Genomic DNA, 22,398 nt, shown 5'->3' with positions numbered 1-22,398 from the left:
TCTCCCCGTTGGGAGTGACGTATTTTGAGGAATAACGATGAAAAGAATCGCAATCACCTGTGCATTACTGTCTAGCTTTGTGGTGAGCAGCGTCTGGGCTGACGCTGCCAGCGACCTGAAAAGCCGTCTGGATAAAGTCAGCAGCTTCCATGCCAGCTTTACTCAGAAGGTCACGGACGGTAGCGGCGCTGCGGTACAGGAGGGTCAGGGCGACTTATGGGTTAAACGCCCTAATCTTTTTAACTGGCATATGACGCAGCCTGACGAGAGCATCCTGGTTTCCGATGGTAAAACGCTGTGGTTCTTTAACCCGTTTGTTGAGCAGGCGACTGCGACCTGGTTGAAAGACGCCACGGGCAACACGCCGTTCATGCTGATTGCGCGTAACCAGGCCAGCGACTGGCAACAGTACAACATTAAGCAAAACGGCGACGATTTCGTGCTGACGCCAAAAACCAGCAGCGGTAACCTGAAGCAGTTTACTATCAATGTTGGGCGGGACGGGACGATCCATCAGTTCAGTGCCGTTGAGCAAGACGATCAGCGCAGCAGCTATCAGCTGAAATCTCAGCAGAATGGTGCGATTGAACCTTCGAAATTCACCTTTACCCCGCCGCAAGGTGTAACGGTTGACGATCAACGTAAGTAGAGGCGTGTGAGTGAGCAATCTGTCGCTCGACTTTTCTGATAATACCTTTCAGCCACTGGCCGCACGTATGCGGCCAGAAAATTTAGCGCAGTACATCGGCCAGCAGCATCTGCTGGCTGCGGGTAAACCCTTGCCGCGCGCCATCGAGGCCGGGCACCTGCACTCTATGATTTTATGGGGTCCGCCGGGGACGGGGAAAACCACGCTAGCCGAAGTTATTGCCCGTTACGCTAACGCCGATGTTGAACGAATTTCGGCGGTCACGTCTGGTGTAAAAGAAATTCGTGAAGCGATTGAGCGGGCGCGTCAGAATCGTAACGCGGGTCGACGTACGATCCTGTTCGTGGACGAAGTTCACCGTTTTAATAAAAGCCAACAGGATGCGTTTTTACCGCATATTGAAGACGGTACCATCACGTTTATTGGCGCCACCACTGAAAATCCCTCGTTTGAACTGAACTCGGCACTGTTGTCGCGGGCGCGTGTTTATTTACTGAAATCGTTAACCACCGACGATATTGAACAGGTGCTGGACCAGGCGATGTCAGATAATGCCCGTGGTTACGGTGGTCAGGATATCGTACTGCCACCAGAGACGCGTCGGGCGATTGCCGAACTGGTGAATGGCGACGCGCGGCGAGCGCTGAATACGCTGGAAATGATGGCCGATATGGCCGAAGTTGATGATTCCGGTAAGCGCGTATTGAAACCAGAATTGCTCACTGAAATTGCCGGTGAACGCAGCGCACGCTTCGATAATAAAGGCGATCGTTTTTACGATCTCATCTCCGCATTACACAAATCGGTTCGCGGCAGCGCCCCGGATGCGGCACTTTATTGGTATGCGCGCATCATTAGTGCAGGCGGTGACCCGCTGTATGTAGCCCGTCGCTGTCTGGCCATTGCCTCTGAAGATGTGGGCAATGCCGATCCTCGCGCCATGCAGGTGGCAATTTCCGCATGGGACTGCTTTACCCGCGTGGGACCCGCGGAAGGTGAAAGAGCGATTGCTCAGGCAATTGTTTATCTGGCCTGCGCGCCGAAAAGTAATGCGGTTTACACCGCCTTCAAAGCCGCGCTGGCTGATGCCCGTGAACGTCCGGATTACGACGTGCCGGTCCACCTGCGCAATGCGCCAACTAAGCTGATGAAAGAAATGGGCTATGGTCAGGAGTATCGTTACGCCCATGATGAACCAAATGCCTATGCCGCCGGAGAAGAGTACTTCCCGCAGGAAATGGCACAAACGCGCTATTATCACCCCACAAACAGAGGTCTTGAAGGCAAGATTGGCGAAAAGCTCGCCTGGCTCGCCGGACAGGATCAAAATAGCCCTATAAAACGCTACCGTTAGTGTTATCGTTGCGGTAATGTTGTCTCTGTATCCCTGTGACCGCAGGCTGTGGTCACTTTCTCCTATTTTAATTCGATAAGCACAGGATAAGCATGCTCGATCCCAATCTGCTGCGTAATGAGCCAGACGCAGTCGCAGAAAAACTGGCAAGCCGGGGCTTTAAGCTGGATGTAGATAAGCTGCGCGCTCTTGAAGAGCGTCGTAAAGTTCTGCAGGTACAAACTGAAAACCTGCAGGCAGAGCGTAACTCTCGATCGAAATCCATCGGCCAGGCAAAAGCGCGCGGGGAAGATATCGAGTCTTTACGTCTGGAAGTGAACAAACTGGGCGAAGAGCTGGATGCCGCGAAAGCTGAACTTGATACCTTACAGGCCGAGATCCGCGACATTGCGCTGACCATTCCTAACCTGCCAGCGGACGACGTTCCGGTGGGTAAAGATGAAAATGACAACGTTGAAGTCAGCCGTTGGGGGACGCCGCGTGAGTTTGATTTCGAAGTGCGCGATCACGTTACCCTGGGTGAAATGCACACGGGTCTAGATTTTGCCGCTGCGGTTAAGCTGACCGGCTCTCGTTTCGTCGTGATGAAAGGGCAGATCGCGCGCATGCACCGTGCGCTGTCTCAGTTCATGCTGGATCTGCATACCGAACAGCATGGTTACAGCGAAAACTACGTTCCGTATCTGGTTAACCATGACACGCTGTACGGAACAGGGCAACTGCCGAAATTTGCTGGCGATCTGTTCCACACCCGTCCGCTGGATGAAGAAGCTGACAGCAGCAACTATGCGCTGATCCCAACGGCAGAAGTTCCGCTGACCAACCTGGTTCGCGACGAAATCATTGACGAAGATGCGCTGCCGATCAAAATGACCGCGCATACGCCGTGCTTCCGTTCTGAAGCAGGTTCTTACGGTCGTGATACCCGTGGTCTGATCCGTATGCACCAGTTCGATAAAGTTGAAATGGTGCAGATCGTTCGCCCAGAAGACTCTATGGACGCGCTGGAAGAGATGACCGGCCATGCCGAGAAGGTTCTTCAGCTGCTGGGCCTGCCGTACCGTAAGATCATTCTGTGCACAGGCGACATGGGCTTCGGCGCATGCAAAACGTACGATCTGGAAGTGTGGATCCCGGCGCAGAACACCTATCGCGAAATCTCCTCTTGCTCCAACGTGTGGGATTTCCAGGCTCGTCGTATGCAGGCGCGTTGCCGCAGCAAATCCGACAAAAAGACCCGTTTAGTACATACGCTGAACGGTTCTGGTCTGGCGGTTGGACGTACGCTGGTTGCGGTGATGGAAAACTATCAGCAGGCTGATGGCCGTATTCAGGTTCCGGAAGTGTTACGTCCGTACATGAATGGCCTGGAGTTTATCGGCTAAGCTACCTTTCTTTGCTAAAAAAGCGCCTCAGGGCGCTTTTTTTATGCCCGTTTGACGTCGGACAATAACGCCTACCTCCATAGGAGTAATACTGCCTTCGAATGAAAGTCAGTATTTATCTCTGTCTTTTCGCAAATTCGGTATCTACCAGTCTGTATATCGATATTAGCGCTATATAAAAACCTGTATAACGAGTATTTCTCTTTTGTTTATTGTGAGCAGCAGAGTGAGCCACTATGAAAACTAAGATCCCCGATGCCATGCTGGCAGCTGAGGTTAGTCGCCGAGGTTTGGTGAAAACGACGGCGATAGGCGGACTGGCGGTGGCCAGTAGCGCGTTTACCCTGCCATTTACCCGTATTGCAAATGCTGCAGAAGCCCTTAATCCGACACAGGCCAATGAGAAAGTCATCTGGAGCGCGTGTACGGTGAACTGTGGTAGCCGCTGTCCTCTGCGTATGCACGTGGTAGACGGTGAAATAAAGTATGTTGAAACCGACAACACCGGTGATGACAACTATGACGGCTTGCACCAGGTACGCGCCTGTCTGCGTGGTCGCTCCATGCGTCGTCGCGTTTATAATCCCGACCGTCTGAAATACCCGATGAAACGTGTCGGCCAACGCGGCGAAGGTAAATTTGAACGTATCAGCTGGGATGAAGCTTACGACATCATTGCCAGCAATATGCAGCGTCTTATCAAAGACTACGGCAACGAGTCTATCTACCTGAACTACGGCACAGGTACGCTGGGCGGTACCCTGACACGCTCCTGGCCGCCAGGCAAAACGCTGGTAGCACGTCTGATGAACTGCTGTGGCGGCTACCTGAACCACTACGGTGACTACTCTTCAGCACAAATCGCTGCCGGGTTGAACTACACCTACGGCGGCTGGGCAGACGGTAACAGCCCGTCCGACATTGAAAACAGCAAGCTGGTGGTTCTGTTCGGGAATAACCCAGGTGAAACCCGTATGAGCGGGGGTGGGGTAACCTATTACCTTGAACAGGCGCGACAGAAATCCAATGCCCGCATGATTATTATCGATCCTCGCTACACGGATACCGGCGCGGGTCGTGAAGATGAATGGATCCCGATCCGCCCAGGTACCGATGCGGCATTGGTGAATGGTCTGGCGTATGTGCTGATCACCGAAAACATGGTCGATCAACCGTTCCTTGATAAATACTGCGTGGGTTACGACGAGAAAACCTTACCGGCCGACGCACCGAAAAACGGTCACTATAAGGCGTATATTCTTGGGCAGGGCAAAGACGGTATCGCCAAGACCCCGGAATGGTCAGCGCAAATTACCGGTATTCCTGCTGATCGAATCGTCAAACTGGCGCGTGAAATCGGTAGCGCTAAACCGGCATATATCAGTCAGGGGTGGGGACCGCAGCGCCATGCTAACGGTGAAATAGCGACCCGTGCCATTTCTATGCTGGCAATCCTTACCGGTAACGTTGGGATTAACGGCGGCAACAGCGGGGCGCGTGAGGGCTCATACAGTTTGCCGTTTGAACGTATGCCTACGCTGGAAAACCCAGTCGAAACCAGCATCTCTATGTTTATGTGGACGGACGCCATTGAGCGAGGTCCGGAGATGACGGCGCTGCGTGACGGTGTTCGTGGCAAAGATAAGCTCGATGTTCCGATTAAGATGATCTGGAACTATGCCGGTAACTGTCTGATTAACCAGCACTCTGATATCAACCGCACACATGAAATCCTACAGGATGATAAGAAGTGCGAGATGATCGTTGTCATCGACTGTCATATGACCTCCTCGGCGAAATACGCGGATATTTTGCTGCCGGACTGCACCGCTTCGGAGCAGATGGACTTCGCACTGGATGCCTCCTGCGGAAATATGTCGTATGTGATTTTCACCGATCAGGCGATCAAACCACGCTTCGAATGCAAGACTATCTACCAGATGACCAGTGAACTAGCGAAACGCCTTGGTGTTGAGCAGCAGTTTACAGAAGGTCGTACTCAGGAAGAGTGGATGCGTCATCTGTACGAGCAGTCGCGCAAAGCCATTCCTGAACTGCCAACGTTTGAAGAATTCCGCAAGCAGGGGATCTTTAAACAGCGCGACCCACAGGGACATCACGTGGCCTACAAGGCGTTCCGTGAGGATCCTAACGCCAATCCGCTGACCACGCCGTCAGGTAAGATCGAAATTTATTCGCAGCAGCTTGCCGAGATCGCGTCAACCTGGGAACTGCCGGAAGGTGATGTGATTGATCCACTGCCGATTTATACCCCAGGTTTTGAGAGCTTAAACGACCCGCTGGTGGAGAAATTCCCTCTGCAGTTGACCGGCTTCCACTATAAGTCTCGCGTCCACTCGACCTATGGCAACGTGGATGTTCTGAAAGCATCCTGCCGTCAGGAAATGTGGATCAACCCGATGGATGCACAGCGACGCGGCATTAACAACGGCGACAAGGTGCGCATCTTTAACGATCGTGGTGAAGTGCACATTGAGGCGAAAGTAACGCCGCGTATGATGCCTGGCGTGGTGGCATTGGGAGAAGGGGCGTGGTATGACCCGGACGCAAAACGCGTGGACCAGGGCGGTTGCATTAACGTCCTGACGACCCAGCGTCCGTCTCCTCTCGCGAAGGGGAACCCATCACACACGAACCTTGTTCAGGTTGAAAAGGTGTAAGGAGTAACCGATGACAACCCAGTATGGATTTTTTATTGATTCCAGCCGTTGCACCGGTTGCAAAACCTGCGAACTGGCGTGCAAAGATTTCAAAAATTTAACCCCTGAAGTCAGCTTCCGCCGCATTTATGAGTACGCGGGCGGTGACTGGCAGGAAGACAACGGCGTCTGGCATCAGAACGTCTTTGCCTATTACCTCTCCATTGCGTGTAACCACTGTGAAGACCCGGCCTGTACCAAGGTGTGTCCGAGCGGTGCGATGCACAAACGTGAAGATGGCTTTGTCGTTGTCGATGAAGATGTGTGCATCGGCTGCCGCTATTGCCACATGGCCTGTCCTTACGGTGCACCACAGTACAATGCTGACAAAGGGCACATGACCAAATGCGATGGCTGCCATGAGCGCGTCGCTGAAGGTAAGAAACCTATTTGCGTCGAGTCCTGTCCACTGCGTGCGCTGGATTTTGGCCCAATTGATGAACTGCGCAAAAAACACGGTACTTTGGCTGCGGTTGCGCCACTGCCGGGCGCGCACTTTACCAAACCGAGCATTGTCATCAAACCTAACGCCAATAGCCGCCCGACCGGGGATACCACAGGTTATCTGGCTAATCCGAAGGAGGTGTAAGATGGGAAGTGGATGGCATGAATGGCCGCTGATGATCTTCACGGTCTTCGGACAGTGTGTGGTTGGCGGTTTTATTGTTCTGGCGCTGGCGTTGATGAAAGGGGGCTTACGCCCAGAATCGCAGCAACGCGTAATTACCTGCATGTTTGGGCTTTGGGTATTAATGGGCATTGGTTTTATTGCCTCTATGCTCCACCTGGGCTCACCGATGCGCGCCTTTAACTCACTCAATCGCGTTGGGTCATCTGCGTTGAGTAACGAAATTGCCAGCGGCTCACTCTTCTTTGCCGTTGGCGGTATCGGCTGGCTGCTGGCTATGTTGAAGAAAATGTCGCCCGCATTACGCAATCTGTGGTTAGTTGTCACCATGGTGCTGGGTGTGGTTTTTGTCTGGATGATGGTGCGCGTGTATAACACCATCGATACCGTACCGACCTGGTACAGCGTCTGGACACCGCTGGGCTTCTTCCTGACGATGTTTATGGGCGGTCCGCTGCTGGGATATCTGTTACTGAGAATTGCTGGCGTGGATGGTTGGGCGATGCGCCTGCTGCCGGCTATATCAGTGCTTGCTCTGGTCGTGAGTGCCATCATGTCGGTAATGCAGGGGACTGAACTGGCGACAATCCACAGTTCGATTCAACAGGCCTCTGCGCTGGTTCCGGATTACGGTTCGCTGATGGCGTGGCGGATCGTGGCGCTGGCGTTAGCGTTGTGCTGCTGGATAGTACCGCAAGTGAAGGGTTACCAGCCTGCCGTTCCGTTGCTTTCCGTCGCGTTTATTCTGCTGTTAGTCGGCGAGCTGATTGGTCGTGGCGTGTTCTACGGGCTGCATATGACCGTCGGTATGGCGGTGGCGAGTTAATCCATAATATGCCGGATGGCGCCTCGTGCTTTATCAAGCCTACAATATCCGTAGGCCTTAAAGCTGCGCTCTATCCGGCTACATGTCAGGTCAGGGTTTTGCCCCAGTCTTTACTTCTGCTTAGTTAACGTGTCATAGCTGGTCATCAGATTGCGATAATCCGGAATGTGATTAGAGAACAACGTCGCCAGACCTTCGATATCGTTGCGCCAGTCGCGGTGCAGTTCGCATGCTACTCCGAACCATGTCATCAATTGAGCGCCTGCTTGAGACATCCGATCCCATGCTGAATGGCGGGTAATTTCATTAAACGTGCCTGAAGCATCGGTGACAACAAAGACGTCAAAACCTTCTTCAATAGCCGAGAGCGCTGGGAAAGCGACGCAAACTTCCGTCACGACACCAGCGATAATCAGCTGCTTTTTGCCGGTCGCTTTTACTGCTTTCACGAAATCTTCGTTATCCCATGCGTTAATGTTTCCTGGGCGAGCAATGTAGGGCGCATCCGGAAATTGAGCTTTCAGTTCCGGTACCAGCGGTCCGTTTGGTCCTGTCTCAAAACTGGTTGTCAGAATGGTTGGGAGGTTGAAGTATTTTGCTAAGTCACCGAGCGCAAGCACGTTGTTTTTAAATTTATCGGGATCGATATCCCGAACCAGAGAGAGCAGGCCAGCCTGATGGTCGACCAGCAGTACTGCCGCATTGTCTTTATCAAGTCTTACGTAAGGTTTAGTCATGGTATTTCTCCTGTTCAGTATCAGTGGGGGAAATTTGATGAGTTTAAGTCTACGAAAAGAACGATATTTGGATTAGATAGATAAATAAGAACTCACTGTTCTATTTTGAAGACAATGCAGCTCAGCATCCCGAATACAGTTTAGTAAGAAATAAAAGTAAGGGGAGTCCATGAAATTTTTCGACTGAACGTAACGCGAGATTTTTGTTTTAGATCAATAAAAACAAGCAGATGTGTTTTTGTGTTTTTTATCTATTCACATTAAGAATCAGTAATGCAAATCGATCGACCAGAAAGCGCCTCAGCCCTCTGATTCCGCCGATTGACAATGTTTTTAGCAGTGGCATGATGCGCATGAAATTTGAACTTCCTCACGGTTTTTATTCATGTCCACCTATACCCGTCCCGTCATGCTATTGCTGTGCGGGCTACTTCTGTTGACCCTGGCGATCGCCGTGTTAAACACGCTCGTCCCGCTTTGGCTCGCCCATGAAAATCTGCCTACCTGGCAGGTAGGCATGGTGAGCTCGTCTTACTTTACCGGTAATCTGGTAGGGACGTTGCTGACAGGGTATTTAATAAAACACCTTGGTTTTAACCGCAGCTATTACATCGCCTCGCTTATTTTTGCCGCGGGCTGTGTCGGGCTGGGGATTATGGTGGGATTCTGGAGCTGGATGACATGGCGTTTTATCGCCGGTGTTGGCTGCGCCATGATCTGGGTGGTCGTGGAAAGCGCGCTGATGTGCAGCGGGACGTCCCGTAATCGCGGACGGTTACTTGCCGCCTATATGATGATCTATTATGTGGGAACGTTTTTAGGCCAACTGCTGGTTAGTAAAGTATCAACAGAATTGATGAACGTCCTGCCGTGGGTGACGGGTACTATCCTGGCGGGTGTTTTGCCACTGCTCTTTACGCGCATTGCTAATCAGCAGGGCGATGAACAGCAGTCTACGCCTATTGTCTCCATGCTGAGGTTGCGTCAGGCGCGCCTGGGCGTTAATGGCTGCATTATTTCCGGGATCGTGCTGGGGTCTTTGTATGGCCTGATGCCGCTGTATCTCAACCATCAGGGGGTGAGCAACGCCAGCATTGGTTTCTGGATGGCGGTTCTGGTAAGTGCCGGTATTCTGGGGCAATGGCCGATTGGCCGTCTGGCGGATAAGCTGGGACGTCTGCTGGTTTTACGCGTCCAGGTCTTCGTGGTGATCGTCGGGAGTATCGCCATGCTGAATCAGGCGGCGATGGCGCCCGCGTTGTTTATGTTGGGTGCGGCAGGCTTTACCCTCTATCCGGTCGCGATGGCCTGGGCCTGTGAAAAGGTGGAACATCATCAGTTGGTCGCCATGAATCAGGCATTGCTATTGAGCTATACCGTGGGCAGTCTGCTGGGACCTTCGTTTACTGCGATGCTGATGCAGAATTATTCAGATAGCTTGCTGTTTATCATGATCGCCAGCGTATCGTTTATTTATTTACTAATGCTGCTGCGTAAGACGGGCCATACGCCCAATTCTATTGCGCACATTTGACCTGATTTAACAGAATATGAACAGGTTCCCATACATACTGTTTATGTATGCTTTATGGGAACCTGCATTATTTAATCGCACACGTCTGTCCTGAAAATAAAGTGTGCAGAAGGTTATAGTTTTACATCCTGCCGTTTCCGCTCGCTCATTTTACCGCGCATAATCCCACGCCTCATATATTGATAATCAAAAAGCTTCCACAAAGGATTGCGTATGGCTGGTGTGCAGGAAAAACAATTGCGATGGTACAACATTGCATTAATGTCATTTATTACCGTCTGGGGTTTTGGTAACGTCGTCAACAACTATGCTAATCAGGGATTGGTTGTTGTCTCCTCCTGGATATTTATTTTCGCGCTCTATTTTATTCCTTATGCGTTGATCGTCGGGCAGCTTGGCTCAACCTTTAAAGAGGGTAAAGGCGGCGTCAGTACCTGGATTAAACATACCATGGGGCCAGGGTTGGCCTATCTTGCTGCCTGGACCTATTGGGTTGTTCATATACCTTATCTGGCGCAAAAACCGCAGGCTATTCTGATTGCGCTGGGATGGGCGCTGAAGGGCGATGGTTCGTTGATTAAAGAGTACACCGTCGTGGCGTTGCAGGGGCTGACGCTGGCGCTGTTTGTCTTTTTCATGTGGGTTGCGTCCCGTGGCATGAAGTCACTGAAAATTGTTGGGTCAGTTGCAGGCATCGCGATGTTTGTGATGTCCATTTTGTATGTCGTGATGGCGGTAACCGCGCCTGCAATTACGGATGTGCAAATAGCGACAACCAATATCACCTGGGAATCGTTTATCCCGCACATTGATTTTACCTACATTACCACGATCTCCATGCTGGTATTTGCCGTGGGCGGTGCGGAGAAAATTTCGCCATACGTTAATCAGACACGTAATCCGGGCAAAGAATTTCCAAAAGGGATGCTCGTTCTGGCCGTTATGGTAGCGGTATGCGCGATTCTCGGGTCGCTGGCTATGGGAATGATGTTTGACTCCCGGCATATTCCAGATGACCTGATGACGAATGGTCAATATTACGCCTTCCAGAAATTGGGAGAGTATTATGGTATGGGTAATTCGCTGATGGTTATTTACGCGATTGCCAATACGCTGGGACAGATTGCGGCATTGGTATTTTCTATTGATGCACCGCTTAAAGTTCTGCTGGGTGATGCTGATCGTAAATATATTCCCGAGAGCCTGTGTAAAACCAACGCTTCCGGTACGCCGGTAAATGGTTATATTCTGACGCTGGTGCTGGTGGCGATTCTGATTATGTTGCCAACACTGGGAATTGGCGACATGAACAACCTGTATAAATGGCTATTGAATCTTAACTCTGTCGTGATGCCATTGCGTTATTTATGGGTGTTTGTGGCGTTCATTGCCGTTATTCGCCTGGCGCAAAAATATAAATCGGAATATGTCTTTATTCGCAACCGCTCGCTTGCGATGACCGTGGGGATCTGGTGCTTTGCCTTTACCGCATTTGCCTGTCTGACCGGGATTTTCCCGAAAATGGAAGCCTTTACCCCTGAGTGGACATTCCAGCTCACGCTGAATATCGTGACGCCATTTGTGCTGGTTGGACTGGGATTGATTTTCCCGCTACTGGCGAGAAGAGGACGCTAAAGACAAGTGTGGCAGAAGAGCAGGAGATAGTGATGCTATCTCCTGCTTTGCCTCTCAAAACAACGGGGACAGTTCTTTTGGGATGGCATACTGTTTGCCATCATAACGCAGTACCCAACTGGCTTTCCCCGGTTTATCCTTTGATGCGCACTGCTCGTAGGCGTCTGTATAGGCCGTTGATTCCACGTTTTTCTCGTTTACCCGAATATCGAAGTATCCATTATGTGAATCAGGCGCAAGGGCAAGGGTGCGTTTAATATCGTGGAATGTTCCCACACAGTTCCCGTCCCATTCACCGGTGCTATTCTCAAGTACGATTCCGTTTAATACCGCCCGTAGTTGATTATTTTCAATAACAAACAGCGATAGCGCATCTTCACTAAAAGGATTTATACGGGAACTGCCGGTGCGGGCGACTCGTAAGCCAAATGCGGTCTGATCTGGGGTAACTTTCCAGCGCGCAGTATCAAGCGCCAGACCGGTAATTTGAATGGCATCGTCATTCATACGTTCGGGCAGGCGTAGCCGCTGTTTTACGTCGAGGTTTGTGGAATCCAGTACCAGAAGCTCCAGATCGCCAATGCGATCGTAATCGCTATATTGTTGTGCCATCAGCGGGATCGCCGCTAAGGTCAGTTCCGGGTGGGCTGGCCAGACACGGCAAATTGCGCTTTGCGTTGAGTTACCTGTGATATCGATAACCTGATTATGTTGTGTGAGTAGCTTGCCTTCCGCTGTCGGTTTTGCATCCGGCCACGCATGTTGCACAATGGCGTTGATATCACAGTTGCTGGCGGCATTTACGTATTGGGCAGATAACAGCAACATGCCAGAAATGAATAACCGCATGGCGTCCTTTCCTTTAATTCGAGTGGTTGTCGCTTAGATAGCAAAACGGCTGCCGTTCAGGGCAGCCGTTTCGTGGTGGCTAAAACTCAATACATCACTTTATGTCCATATTGCTCGAGAATGCCCTTCACGCGCTCCATGGTCTCTTTCTTCGGTGGTTTGACGCCATCCAGTTTGTACTCTTCGCCCATTGCCACCCATTTGTGTTTGCCCAGCTCGTGGTAAGGCAGCAGCTCGATTTTTTCAACGTTACCCATATCGCGGGTAAATTCGCCGAGGCGGTGTGCGGAGTCATCGTCATCAGACCAGCCAGGTACGACAACATAGCGGATCCACACTTTGATGTCTTTATTTGACAGGTAACGCGCGAACTCCAGCGTACGATGGTTAGATACGCCGACCAGATTCTGATGGATTTCATCGTTCATCTGTTTGAGATCGAGCATGACCAGGTCGGTGACTTCCAGCAGCTCATCGATCACCGGATCGTAGCGGCGAACAAAACCGTTGGTATCCAGACAGGTATGAATACCTTCTTTTTTACAGGCGCGGAACCAGTCACGTACGAATTCAGCTTGCAGGATAGCTTCGCCGCCAGACGCCGTCACGCCGCCGCCGGATGCGTTCATAAAGTGGCGATAGGTCACCACCTCTTTCATTAATTCGTCGACGGTGACTTCTTTACCGCCGTGTGTATCCCACGTGTCACGGTTATGGCAATACAGGCAGCGCATCAGGCAGCCCTGAAAGAAGGTAATAAAGCGGATGCCCGGGCCATCAACAGTGCCACAGGATTCAAAGGAGTGAATGCGACCAATAACTGACATTGCGGTGTTTCTCCAGGTGTGGCCCATCCGGGGCCAGTGTTAGTGCACAGTTATTAACTGTGTCGAGTCTGTTTTGGCTGCTATCCATACTTTTCGTCTTTCAAGCTGCATCTTTGTTAGCTTCCTTCGCTCACCCCAGTCACGTACTTCTGTACGCTCCAGGGGATTCACTCCGTTGCCGCCTCAATGCAACTCGAAATCCATCGAGTATATAAGTATAGATAGCTGACAAAGCAGGCTATTAAAAAGGCCCCACTTACGTGGAGCCTTTATTGTACGCTTTTTAAAGTACGATTTCAGTCAAAACCAATTACATGGTCTGAGTGAAGGTACGAGTAATAACGTCCTGCTGCTGTTCTTTAGTCAGGGAGTTAAAACGTACTGCGTAGCCAGAAACGCGGATGGTCAGCTGCGGATATTTTTCCGGATGTTCCATCGCATCCAGCAGCATTTCGCGGTTCATGACGTTCACGTTCAGGTGCTGACCACCTTCGATGGACGCTTCGTGGTGGAAGTAACCATCCATCAGACCAGCCAGGTTGGTCTTACGAACTTCGTCGTCTTTACCCAGAGCGTTCGGAACGATAGAGAAGGTGTAAGAAATACCATCTTTAGCGTAAGCAAACGGCAGTTTAGCAACGGAGGTCAGAGAGGCAACAGCACCTTTCTGGTCACGACCGTGCATTGGGTTAGCACCCGGTCCGAACGGCGCGCCAGCACGACGACCATCTGGGGTATTACCAGTTTTCTTACCATAAACCACGTTAGAGGTGATGGTCAGAACAGACTGAGTCGGGATAGCGTTACGATAAGTAGTCAGTTTCTGAATTTTCTTCATGAAACGTTCTACCAGGTCAACCGCCATGTCATCAACGCGAGAGTCGTTGTTACCAAACTGCGGGTATTCGCCTTCGATTTCGAAGTCGATAGCCAGACCGTCTTCGTCACGAATCGGTTTAACTTTCGCATATTTGATTGCAGACAGGGAGTCAGCAGCAACGGACAGACCAGCGATACCACACGCCATGGTGCGGATAACGTCACGGTCGTGCAGCGCCATCAGAGAGGCTTCGTAGCTGTACTTGTCGTGCATGTAGTGGATAACGTTCAGCGCGGTGACGTACTGTTTAGCCAGCCAATCCATGAAGTGATCCATGCGGTCCATAACTTCGTCGAAGTTCAGAACGTCGCCTTTGATCGGTTCAGATTTAGGACCAACCTGCATTTTCAGTTTTTCATCAACGCCACCGTTGATTGCGTACAGCATGGTTTTCGCCAGGTTTGCACGCGCACCGAAGAACTGCATTTGTTTACCAACAACCATCGGGCTTACGCAGCAAGCGATAGCGTAGTCGTCGTTGTTGAAGTCCGGACGCATCAGGTCATCGTTCTCGTACTGCAGAGAAGAGGTGTCGATGGACACTTTAGCGGCGAATTTCTTGAAGTTCAGAGGCAGTTTTTCAGACCACAGAACAGTGATGTTCGGCTCCGGAGAAGGACCCATGGTGTACAGGGTGTTCAGGAAGCGGAAGCTGTTTTTGGTAACCAGAGTACGGCCATCAACGCCCATACCACCGATTGATTCAGTTGCCCAAATCGGGTCACCGGAGAACAGTTCATCATATTCAGGAGTACGCAGGAAACGAACCATACGCAGTTTCATGACCAGGTGGTCGATCATTTCCTGTGCGTCTTGCTCGGTGATTTTGCCTGCTTTCAGGTCACGTTCGATGTAAGCATCCAGGAAGGTGGATACGCGACCGAAGGACATTGCTGCACCGTTCTGAGATTTAACTGCGGCCAGGTAGCCGAAGTAAGTCCACTGGATAGCTTCCTGAGCGTTGGTAGCCGGACCAGAGATATCGCAGCCATATTTAGCAGCCATTTCTTTGATCTGACCCAGAGCACGGTGCTGTTCAGCGATTTCTTCACGCAGACGGATTGTTGCTTCCAGGTTTACGCCGTTTTCCAGATCGGACTGCAGAGAGACGAACTGAGCGTATTTGTCTTTCATCAGGAAGTCGATACCGTACAGCGCAACGCGACGGTAGTCACCGATGATACGGCCACGGCCATACGCATCTGGCAGACCAGTCAGAACACCGGATTTACGGCAGTTCAGAATGTCTTTGGTGTAAACATCGAATACGCCCTGGTTGTGGGTTTTGCGGTATTCGGTGAAGATTTTTTTCAGCATCGGGTCCAGTTCGCGATTGTACGCTTTGCAGGAACCTTCAACCATTTTGATGCCGCCAAACGGAATGATCGCACGTTTCAGCGGAGCTTCAGTCTGCAGACCAACAATCTTCTCGAGCGCTTTGTTGATGTAGCCAGCGTCGTGAGAAGTGATGGTAGAAGCAACGGAGGTGTCAAAGTCAACAGGCGCGTGAGTGCGGTTTTCCTGTTTAACGCCTTCCATCACGCTGTCCCACAGTGCAGTGGTCGCATCAGTTGCGCCAGCCAGGAAGGACTCGTCACCCTCATACGGAGTGTAGTTTTTCTGAATGAAGTCACGTACGTTTACTTCATTCTGCCAATCACCTTTGGTAAAACCTTCCCAGGCTGTGGCTAACTTTTCATTAAGCTCGGACATGTAACACCTACCTTCTTAAGTGGATTTTTTATTTACTGCGTGTAATGGGCATCAACAGATTAATGATGATCGTTACCACGCAGATAAATGACCCAGTATGTCAACCCGACCAACAAACCGCCGCCGATAATGTTACCGATCGTAACCGGAATCAGGTTATCGGTGATGAAATTCATCACGGTCAGGTGAGAAAAATTCTCCGGAGAAGACCCAACTGCGGTCCAGAATTCCGGGGTGGCGAAATCGCGTATTACAATACCCATAGGGATCATAAACATGTTTGCGATACTGTGCTCAAAACCGCTGGCAACAAACATTGCGACCGGTAATACCATGATAAACGCTTTGTCCATCAGGCTGCGGCCTGAGTAGCTCATCCATACGGCCAGACACACCATCAGGTTAGCCAGGATACCAAGGCTCACTGCCTCAACAAAAGTATGGTGCACTTTGTGGTCGGCTGTTTGCAGAACGTTGAGCCCCCATGCGCCGTTGGCGGTCATATACTCGCCAGAAAGCCACATGAGTAACACAAAGATCAGGGCGCCAATCAGGTTGCCGACATAAACGTTAAGCCAGTTTTTCGCTAACTGACCCCAGGTAATACGACCACTGGCTTTAGCAACGACGATCAGTACGGTTGAAGTGAAGAGGTCTGCACCGCAGACAACACAAAGGATCAGCCCCAGGGAAAAGCAGATACCACCTACTAATTTCGCCATGCCGAAAGGCATAGTACCAGTGCCGGTTGTGGCGGTGATATAGAAAACAAAGGCAATTGAAATGAATACACCGGCAGTAATTGCCAGATAGAACGTCTTAAGCGGATGTTTCGTTGCTTTATAGACGCCTGCTTCTTCGGCAACTTTGGCCATTGCAGCAGGTAGAATAAGATCAAAAGGGTTGTCAGCTTTCACACTAACTCTCTCTTTATTAAGTCGGCGACGAGATACTAACAAAGCATTATAGATGAGAATTTGATATAGATCATATCTCGCCTGGCTTATAGGCCCGTAAGACGCATGGTTTTTATGCGATTACGGTGTAACATGTTGATTATCCATATAAAAATAAATTTTAAAAATTATAAAGTGAGTTGAATTTTTTCTTTCAGCCTCCTATGGAACGGTTAATTAAAATGGAGTAATTGAGATAAAAAACCACATTAATAAGCTAATTTTTTTAATATCAACTACTAATATTTAACCTTGCTTTTACATTTATTTTTTGGTTTGACCAAAATAAAAAACGGGGCGCTTTAAGCGCCCCGTAATATAGCTCAGACAATACATTTAGCCTACTCGAGGCAAGTTGTTTGTCACTATTTTGACCAGTGTGCCGCTTTCGCGCGTTGCAATTTCTCATAGGCTTTCAGCAGAGACTGATGTGCCGGGAATGCGTGCAGATCGCTGTCTACTGGCTGAAGTCCATAAAACGGCGCTTCACCACTCAGTGCCGCACTTGCCGCTTCAACCGCCTCAGCGCCGTACATGCGGACGAATGCGTTCAGATACTGCAGCGGCTGACGGTCTTCTTCCTGAGACAGCAGCAACAATGTTTGCAGGCAGCGATAGTAGTTTGCACGTTCCGCGCTAAAGACGGAGGCGTTAAATTCCATCGTCCATTCGGTCCACACCAGGGCCTGCTCCAGATCGCCACCGGCCAGCGCCAGCATCACTTTAAGCTCGCCAATACGCAGGGTGTACCAACCGTTATCCGCACCGGTCGCCAGACCGAGCAACTCGCGCACGCGGGTGAAGTCGTCAAAACCTTCTTCATCCAACTGTTCAATCAGATTGAGGTAGTCTTCTTTATCCCACTCACTGCCTGGCAGAGAGAGAATGGTGTCACGCAGATGGGTGCCCATAGCGTTGTTGGCTAACCACAGATCTTCTGCCGGATAGATGTCAGACATTCCCGGAACAATAATGCGGCACGCGTAAACGCCCAGGTGCTCATAGTCAGCGATATACACTTCTTTATCTTCAGCATTGAAGATGGCCATCAGGGTGGCGAACTCTTCTTCCGTGGTGCCGGAGAAATTCCAGTCAACGAACGGATAGTCGGCATCCTGCTTGAACAGATCCCAGGAGATCAGACCGCTGGAATCGATGAAGTGAGTTTCAAGGTTGGTATGTTCTGCCACTTCCTCATCGTCGAAGGTCGGTGGGGTGAAGACATCAAGATCCTTCAGACCACGGCCCTGCAGCAGTTCAGTCACGGTACGCTCCAGCGCAACGCCGAAATCCGGGTGTGCGCCGAAGGAGGCAAAGCAGGTACCGTTGGCCGGGTTGAACAGGACAACGCAAATCACCGGATACTTGCCGCCCAGCGAGCCATCGTAGGCAAAAATTGGGAAACCTTCCGCTTCCAGTGTGGCGATGGACTCCACCACTGCCGGATAGCGCGCCATCACCTCGGCCGGGATTTCCGGCAGGCTGATGCTTTCGGCGATAATACGGTTCTTCACATGGCGCTCAAAGACTTCAGACAGACCCTGAACGCGAGCTTCGTTAGGTGTGTTACCCGCAGACATGCCGTTAGAAACATACAGGTTGCCGATAATATTCATCGGAATGTAGACGGTCTGGTTATCAGACTGGCGGGTAAACGGCAGGCCACAGACGCCACGCTCTTCATTACCAGACTGTAGATCGATAAGCATGCTGCCGGTCAGTTCGTTATCTGGATCGTAAAATGCACGCAGACGCGCATCCAGTAAACCTTCTGGAACATCGTCTTCTTCAGTCAGCGGGAAACATTTTTCGTTCGGGTAATGTACGAAGGGGCCATTGGCGATAGTTTCGCCCAGCCAGAAATCTGCAAAGAAGTAGTTAGTCGACAGACGCTCAAAGTATTCGCCCAGCGCAGAAGCCAGCGCCGCTTTTTTTGTCGCGCCTTTACCGTTGGTGAAGCACAGCGCGCATTCTTTGTCGCGAATATGTACAGACCAGACGTTAGGGACGGGATTCAACCACGAAGCTTCTTCAATTTGAAAACCGAGGTCGAGCAATTTTTGCTGGAAGCGAGCGATGGAGTCTTCCAGAGCGGCATCTTTGCCGGGGATAAATGTTTGCGTCATGAAAATCACTTTTGTCGTACGGAAAGCGCGCAATGATACGGGTTTTCAATGAACGGCGCTATCGTCGCCGGAGCCCATGCGTAAATAAAAGCATTGGCTATGCTTTCTTACAGCCAATCACGTTTAGAGCATATTAATGAAAGCTTTCGATTTACACCGTATGGCGCTTGATAAGATGCCCATGGATTTTCTGGGGGAAGTTGCGCTACGCAGCCTTTACACCTTTATATTGGTTTTTCTGTTTTTAAAAATCACCGGACGTCGTGGCGTACGCCAGATGTCGCTTTTTGAAGTCCTTATCATCCTTACGCTGGGTTCCGCCGCGGGAGACGTGGCGTTTTATGACGATGTTCCGATGCTGCCGGTGCTGGTGGTCTTTATTACTCTTGCTGTGCTGTATCGGTTGGTAATGTGGCTAATGGCGCATAGTGAAAAAATGGAGGACCTTCTGGAGGGCAAACCCGTCGTGATCATTGAAGACGGCGAGCTGGCATGGTCAAAGCTCAATAGCGCCAATATGACGGAATTTGAATTCTTTATGGAACTGCGTTTGAACGGCGTGGAGCAATTGGGACAAGTGAAACTGGCTATTCTGGAGACGAATGGGCAAATCAGCGTCTACTTCTTTGCCGATGAAGACGTAAAGCCGGGGCTCAGTATTTTGCCTAAACGTTGTACGCAACGATTTAAAGTAATACCTGAAGCAGGGGACTATGCCTGCATACGTTGTAGCGAAGTGGTGCAAATGAAGGCCGGAGATCATCAATTATGTCCGCGCTGTGCAAATCCAGAATGGTCGAAGGCCAGTCGGGCAAAACGGGTTACCTGACAGCAAAAATCTCGGTTTTTACCCGTCAATCCGATAGATTCTGTTGTGTGACCGATGACACATTTTTACCCTTGCCAGTTTTACCCATTGCGGCGCGTGTCACTGAATGATAAAACCGATATCCACAGGAATAACTTATACCAATGTCTGTCACCGGATTATCGTCAATGACAGGATGTTGATTGGACAACAACACAACGTGGTGAGGGGAAATGGCTCAGGTCTTCAATTTTAGTTCAGGTCCGGCAATGTTACCGGCAGAAGTACTTAAACTGGCTCAACAGGATCTTTGTGACTGGAACGGTCTTGGCACGTCAGTGATGGAAATTAGCCACCGTGGCAAAGAATTCATCCAGGTCGCAGAGGAAGCGGAGCAGGATTTTCGCGAGCTTCTCAGCATCCCCTCCAACTATAAAGTGTTGTTCTGCCATGGTGGTGGTCGCGGGCAGTTCGCGGGTATCCCGTTAAATATTCTGGGCGATAAAACCACCGCGGATTACGTCGATGCCGGTTATTGGGCCGCCAGCGCAATTAAAGAAGCGAAAAAATACTGCACGCCAAACGTTATTGATGCCAAAGTCACCGTGGACGGCCTGCGTGCTGTTAAGCCGATGAGTGAATGGCAGCTTTCTGATAACGCGGCATACCTGCACTATTGCCCGAACGAAACCATCGATGGCATTGCGATCGATGAAACGCCGAATTTTGCCAGCAACGTTGTGGTCACGGCGGATCTGTCCTCTACCATTCTTTCCGCACCGCTTGACGTTAGTCGTTATGGCGTAATTTATGCCGGGGCACAGAAAAATATCGGCCCGGCCGGTCTGACGATTGTCATCGTCCGTGAAGATTTGCTGGGTAAAGCTCATGTCTCATGCCCGTCAATCCTCGACTATACCGTGCTGAATGACAACGATTCCATGTTCAATACGCCGCCAACCTTTGCCTGGTATCTGTCTGGCCTGGTCTTTAAATGGCTGAAAAAGCAGGGCGGTGTTAATGCGATGGATAAAATTAACCAGCAAAAAGCGGAATTGCTCTACGGCGTAATCGATAACAGCGATTTCTACCGTAACGATGTGGCGAAATCTAACCGTTCACGCATGAACGTACCGTTCCAGCTGGCTGATAGCGCATTGGATAAACTGTTCCTGGAAGAGTCTTTTGCTGCGGGCCTGCACGCGCTGAAAGGGCATCGTGTAGTCGGCGGTATGCGTGCGTCCATCTACAATGCCATGCCGCTTGAAGGTGTTAAAGCACTGACCGATTTCATGGTCGATTTCGAACGCCGCCGCGGCTAATCTGCTGTACTTTTCATCCCCACAGCCCGTCTGTGGGGTTTTTATGTCTGTTTTTGAGAGTCGAGTTTCATGGAATCCCTGACGTTACAACCCATTGCGCGGGTGGATGGCACCATCAATCTGCCTGGATCCAAAAGTGTTTCTAACCGCGCTTTGCTGCTGGCTGCATTAGCCAATGGCACCACTGTCCTGACCAATCTGCTGGACAGCGATGATGTTCGCCATATGCTCAATGCTCTGAATGCGTTAGGGATTAGCTATACCCTTTCTGCCGATCGTACCCGCTGCGAGATAGTTGGCAATGGCGGTGCGTTGCACGCAGAAGGTGCAGTTGAGCTGTTCCTTGGCAACGCCGGAACCGCAATGCGCCCGCTGGCCGCAGCGTTATGTCTGGGCAGCAATGACATCGTGCTGACGGGCGAACCGCGCATGAAAGAGCGCCCGATTGGCCATCTGGTTGATGCGCTGCGCCAGGGCGGAGCCAAAATTGACTATCTGGAGCAGGACAACTATCCCCCTTTACGTCTGCGTGGTGGCTTTACCGGAGGCCAGGTTGAGGTAGACGGTAGCGTTTCCAGCCAGTTCCTCACTGCGTTGCTGATGACTGCGCCGCTGGCGCCGCAGGATACGACGATCGCAATTAAAGGTGACCTGGTATCCAAACCTTACATTGATATCACACTGAACCTGATGAAAACGTTTGGTGTTGAAATTGAAAATCAAAACTACCAGCGCTTTGTCGTGAAGGGGCAGCAGCAGTATCAGTCACCGGGTGCATACCTGGTTGAAGGTGATGCTTCTTCCGCTTCCTATTTCCTCGCGGCAGGTGCTATTAAAGGCGGTACGGTAAAAGTTACCGGGATTGGCCGCAACAGCATGCAGGGTGATATTCGTTTTGCCGATGTACTGGAGAAAATGGGCGCAACCATTACATGGGGCGACGATTTTATTGCCTGTACTCACGGCGAGTTGAACGCAGTGGATATGGATATGAACCATATTCCTGATGCGGCGATGACCATTGCAACGGCGGCGCTGTTCGCTAAAGGCACCACGACATTACGTAATATCTACAACTGGCGCGTCAAAGAGACCGATCGTCTGTTCGCGATGGCGACGGAGTTACGCAAAGTGGGCGCGGAAGTGGAAGAGGGGCATGACTTTATCCGCATCACCCCGCCTGCAACATTGCAATTTGCGGACATCGCGACCTACAACGATCACCGCATGGCGATGTGTTTCTCGCTGGTGGCGCTGTCTGACACGCCGGTGACCATTCTTGACCCAAAATGTACCGCCAAAACCTTCCCGGATTATTTCGAACAGCTGGCTCGTATTAGTACATCTGCCTGATTTTATTGCCGCACTTTCGGGTGCGGCACATTCTGACATCTCCGATTGCCTATTTATTCTACACTCAGCTTCAATGATTCTGCATTTTTCACACAA

General features: G+C 50.8%; 17 protein-coding genes. 11 read left to right on the top strand and 6 right to left on the bottom strand.

Going from position 1 to position 22,398, the window contains the following annotated elements:
- The first annotated feature begins 37 nt into the window (after positions 1–37).
- The 6 genes from lolA (at position 38) to OGY33_RS10905 (ending at position 7,562) form a co-directional block, all read left to right on the top strand.
- The gene (lolA, locus tag OGY33_RS10930) at positions 38–649 is read left to right on the top strand and encodes an outer membrane lipoprotein periplasmic chaperone LolA (protein WP_003831898.1); all 612 of its coding nucleotides are present in this window, start codon (positions 38–40) and stop codon (positions 647–649) included.
- Positions 650–659: 10 nt separating this feature from the next.
- The gene (gene rarA / locus OGY33_RS10925) at positions 660–2,003 is read left to right on the top strand and encodes a replication-associated recombination protein RarA (RefSeq protein ID WP_048214581.1); all 1,344 of its coding nucleotides are present in this window, start codon (positions 660–662) and stop codon (positions 2,001–2,003) included.
- 92 nt (positions 2,004–2,095) lie between these two features.
- Entirely contained in the window at positions 2,096–3,388 is a 1,293-nt protein-coding gene (gene serS, locus OGY33_RS10920; RefSeq protein ID WP_003831902.1) for a serine--tRNA ligase, read from the top strand.
- A 236-nt stretch (positions 3,389–3,624) separates the two neighbouring features.
- A complete protein-coding gene (dmsA, locus tag OGY33_RS10915; protein ID WP_191238693.1) occupies positions 3,625–6,069 on the top strand; it encodes a dimethylsulfoxide reductase subunit A in 2,445 nt (814 codons plus the stop codon).
- A gap of 10 nt (positions 6,070–6,079) precedes the next feature.
- Complete coding sequence (dmsB, locus tag OGY33_RS10910; protein ID WP_003831905.1) at positions 6,080–6,697, top strand: dimethylsulfoxide reductase iron-sulfur subunit DmsB; 618 nt, start codon at positions 6,080–6,082, stop codon at positions 6,695–6,697.
- Position 6,698: 1 nt separating this feature from the next.
- On the top strand, positions 6,699–7,562 hold the full coding sequence (locus OGY33_RS10905; protein ID WP_003831906.1) for a dimethyl sulfoxide reductase anchor subunit family protein: 864 nt from the start codon (positions 6,699–6,701) through the stop codon (positions 7,560–7,562).
- Between the two features lie 110 nt (positions 7,563–7,672).
- Here the strand turns inward: OGY33_RS10905 and ycaC are convergent, their stop codons facing one another.
- Positions 7,673–8,299: an isochorismate family cysteine hydrolase YcaC gene (gene ycaC, locus OGY33_RS10900; protein WP_003035746.1), complete on the bottom strand. Its 627-nt coding sequence runs from the start codon at positions 8,297–8,299 to the stop codon at positions 7,673–7,675.
- 385 nt (positions 8,300–8,684) lie between these two features.
- Between ycaC and OGY33_RS10895 the strand changes: the two genes are divergently transcribed.
- Positions 8,685–9,833, top strand: coding sequence for an MFS transporter (locus OGY33_RS10895; protein WP_149607851.1), 1,149 nt, complete (start codon positions 8,685–8,687; stop codon positions 9,831–9,833).
- Between the two features lie 213 nt (positions 9,834–10,046).
- Positions 10,047–11,468, top strand: coding sequence for an amino acid permease (locus tag OGY33_RS10890; protein ID WP_003035749.1), 1,422 nt, complete (start codon positions 10,047–10,049; stop codon positions 11,466–11,468).
- 54 nt (positions 11,469–11,522) lie between these two features.
- Here OGY33_RS10890 and OGY33_RS10885 read toward each other — a convergent pair whose 3' ends face one another.
- The 5 genes from OGY33_RS10885 to ycaO form a co-directional block, all read right to left on the bottom strand.
- The gene (locus OGY33_RS10885; RefSeq protein WP_239484189.1) at positions 11,523–12,317 is read right to left on the bottom strand and encodes a PA3715 family protein; all 795 of its coding nucleotides are present in this window, start codon (positions 12,315–12,317) and stop codon (positions 11,523–11,525) included.
- A gap of 86 nt (positions 12,318–12,403) precedes the next feature.
- The gene (gene pflA / locus OGY33_RS10880) at positions 12,404–13,144 is read right to left on the bottom strand and encodes a pyruvate formate lyase 1-activating protein (RefSeq protein ID WP_003035751.1); all 741 of its coding nucleotides are present in this window, start codon (positions 13,142–13,144) and stop codon (positions 12,404–12,406) included.
- A gap of 310 nt (positions 13,145–13,454) precedes the next feature.
- Positions 13,455–15,737, bottom strand: a complete 2,283-nt coding sequence (gene pflB / locus OGY33_RS10875) for a formate C-acetyltransferase (RefSeq protein ID WP_149607850.1) — start codon at positions 15,735–15,737, stop codon at positions 13,455–13,457.
- Positions 15,738–15,796: 59 nt separating this feature from the next.
- Positions 15,797–16,654: a formate transporter FocA gene (focA, locus tag OGY33_RS10870; protein WP_003831909.1), complete on the bottom strand. Its 858-nt coding sequence runs from the start codon at positions 16,652–16,654 to the stop codon at positions 15,797–15,799.
- 404 nt (positions 16,655–17,058) lie between these two features.
- Positions 17,059–18,819 carry a 30S ribosomal protein S12 methylthiotransferase accessory factor YcaO gene (ycaO, locus tag OGY33_RS10865; protein WP_191238692.1) on the bottom strand — a complete coding sequence of 587 codons (1,761 nt, stop codon included), beginning with the start codon at positions 18,817–18,819 and terminating at the stop codon, positions 17,059–17,061.
- Between the two features lie 136 nt (positions 18,820–18,955).
- Here ycaO and OGY33_RS10860 point away from each other — a divergent pair, with 136 nt between their 5' ends.
- From OGY33_RS10860 to aroA, 3 genes are all read left to right on the top strand, one after another.
- Positions 18,956–19,648: a DUF421 domain-containing protein gene (locus OGY33_RS10860; protein ID WP_048214574.1), complete on the top strand. Its 693-nt coding sequence runs from the start codon at positions 18,956–18,958 to the stop codon at positions 19,646–19,648.
- Between the two features lie 212 nt (positions 19,649–19,860).
- Positions 19,861–20,949 carry a 3-phosphoserine/phosphohydroxythreonine transaminase gene (serC, locus tag OGY33_RS10855; RefSeq protein WP_191238691.1) on the top strand — a complete coding sequence of 363 codons (1,089 nt, stop codon included), beginning with the start codon at positions 19,861–19,863 and terminating at the stop codon, positions 20,947–20,949.
- A gap of 69 nt (positions 20,950–21,018) precedes the next feature.
- Positions 21,019–22,302 (top strand): 3-phosphoshikimate 1-carboxyvinyltransferase, encoded by a 1,284-nt coding sequence (gene aroA / locus OGY33_RS10850; protein ID WP_191238690.1) that lies wholly within the window; start codon positions 21,019–21,021, stop codon positions 22,300–22,302.
- Positions 22,303–22,398 lie beyond the last annotated feature (96 nt).

This window comes from Citrobacter sp. Cpo032, from assembly GCF_030332975.1.
Taxonomy (GTDB): domain Bacteria; phylum Pseudomonadota; class Gammaproteobacteria; order Enterobacterales; family Enterobacteriaceae; genus Citrobacter; species Citrobacter portucalensis.
Note: the sequence above shows the minus strand (reverse complement) of the source record. Positions and strands in the feature narration are given on the sequence as shown.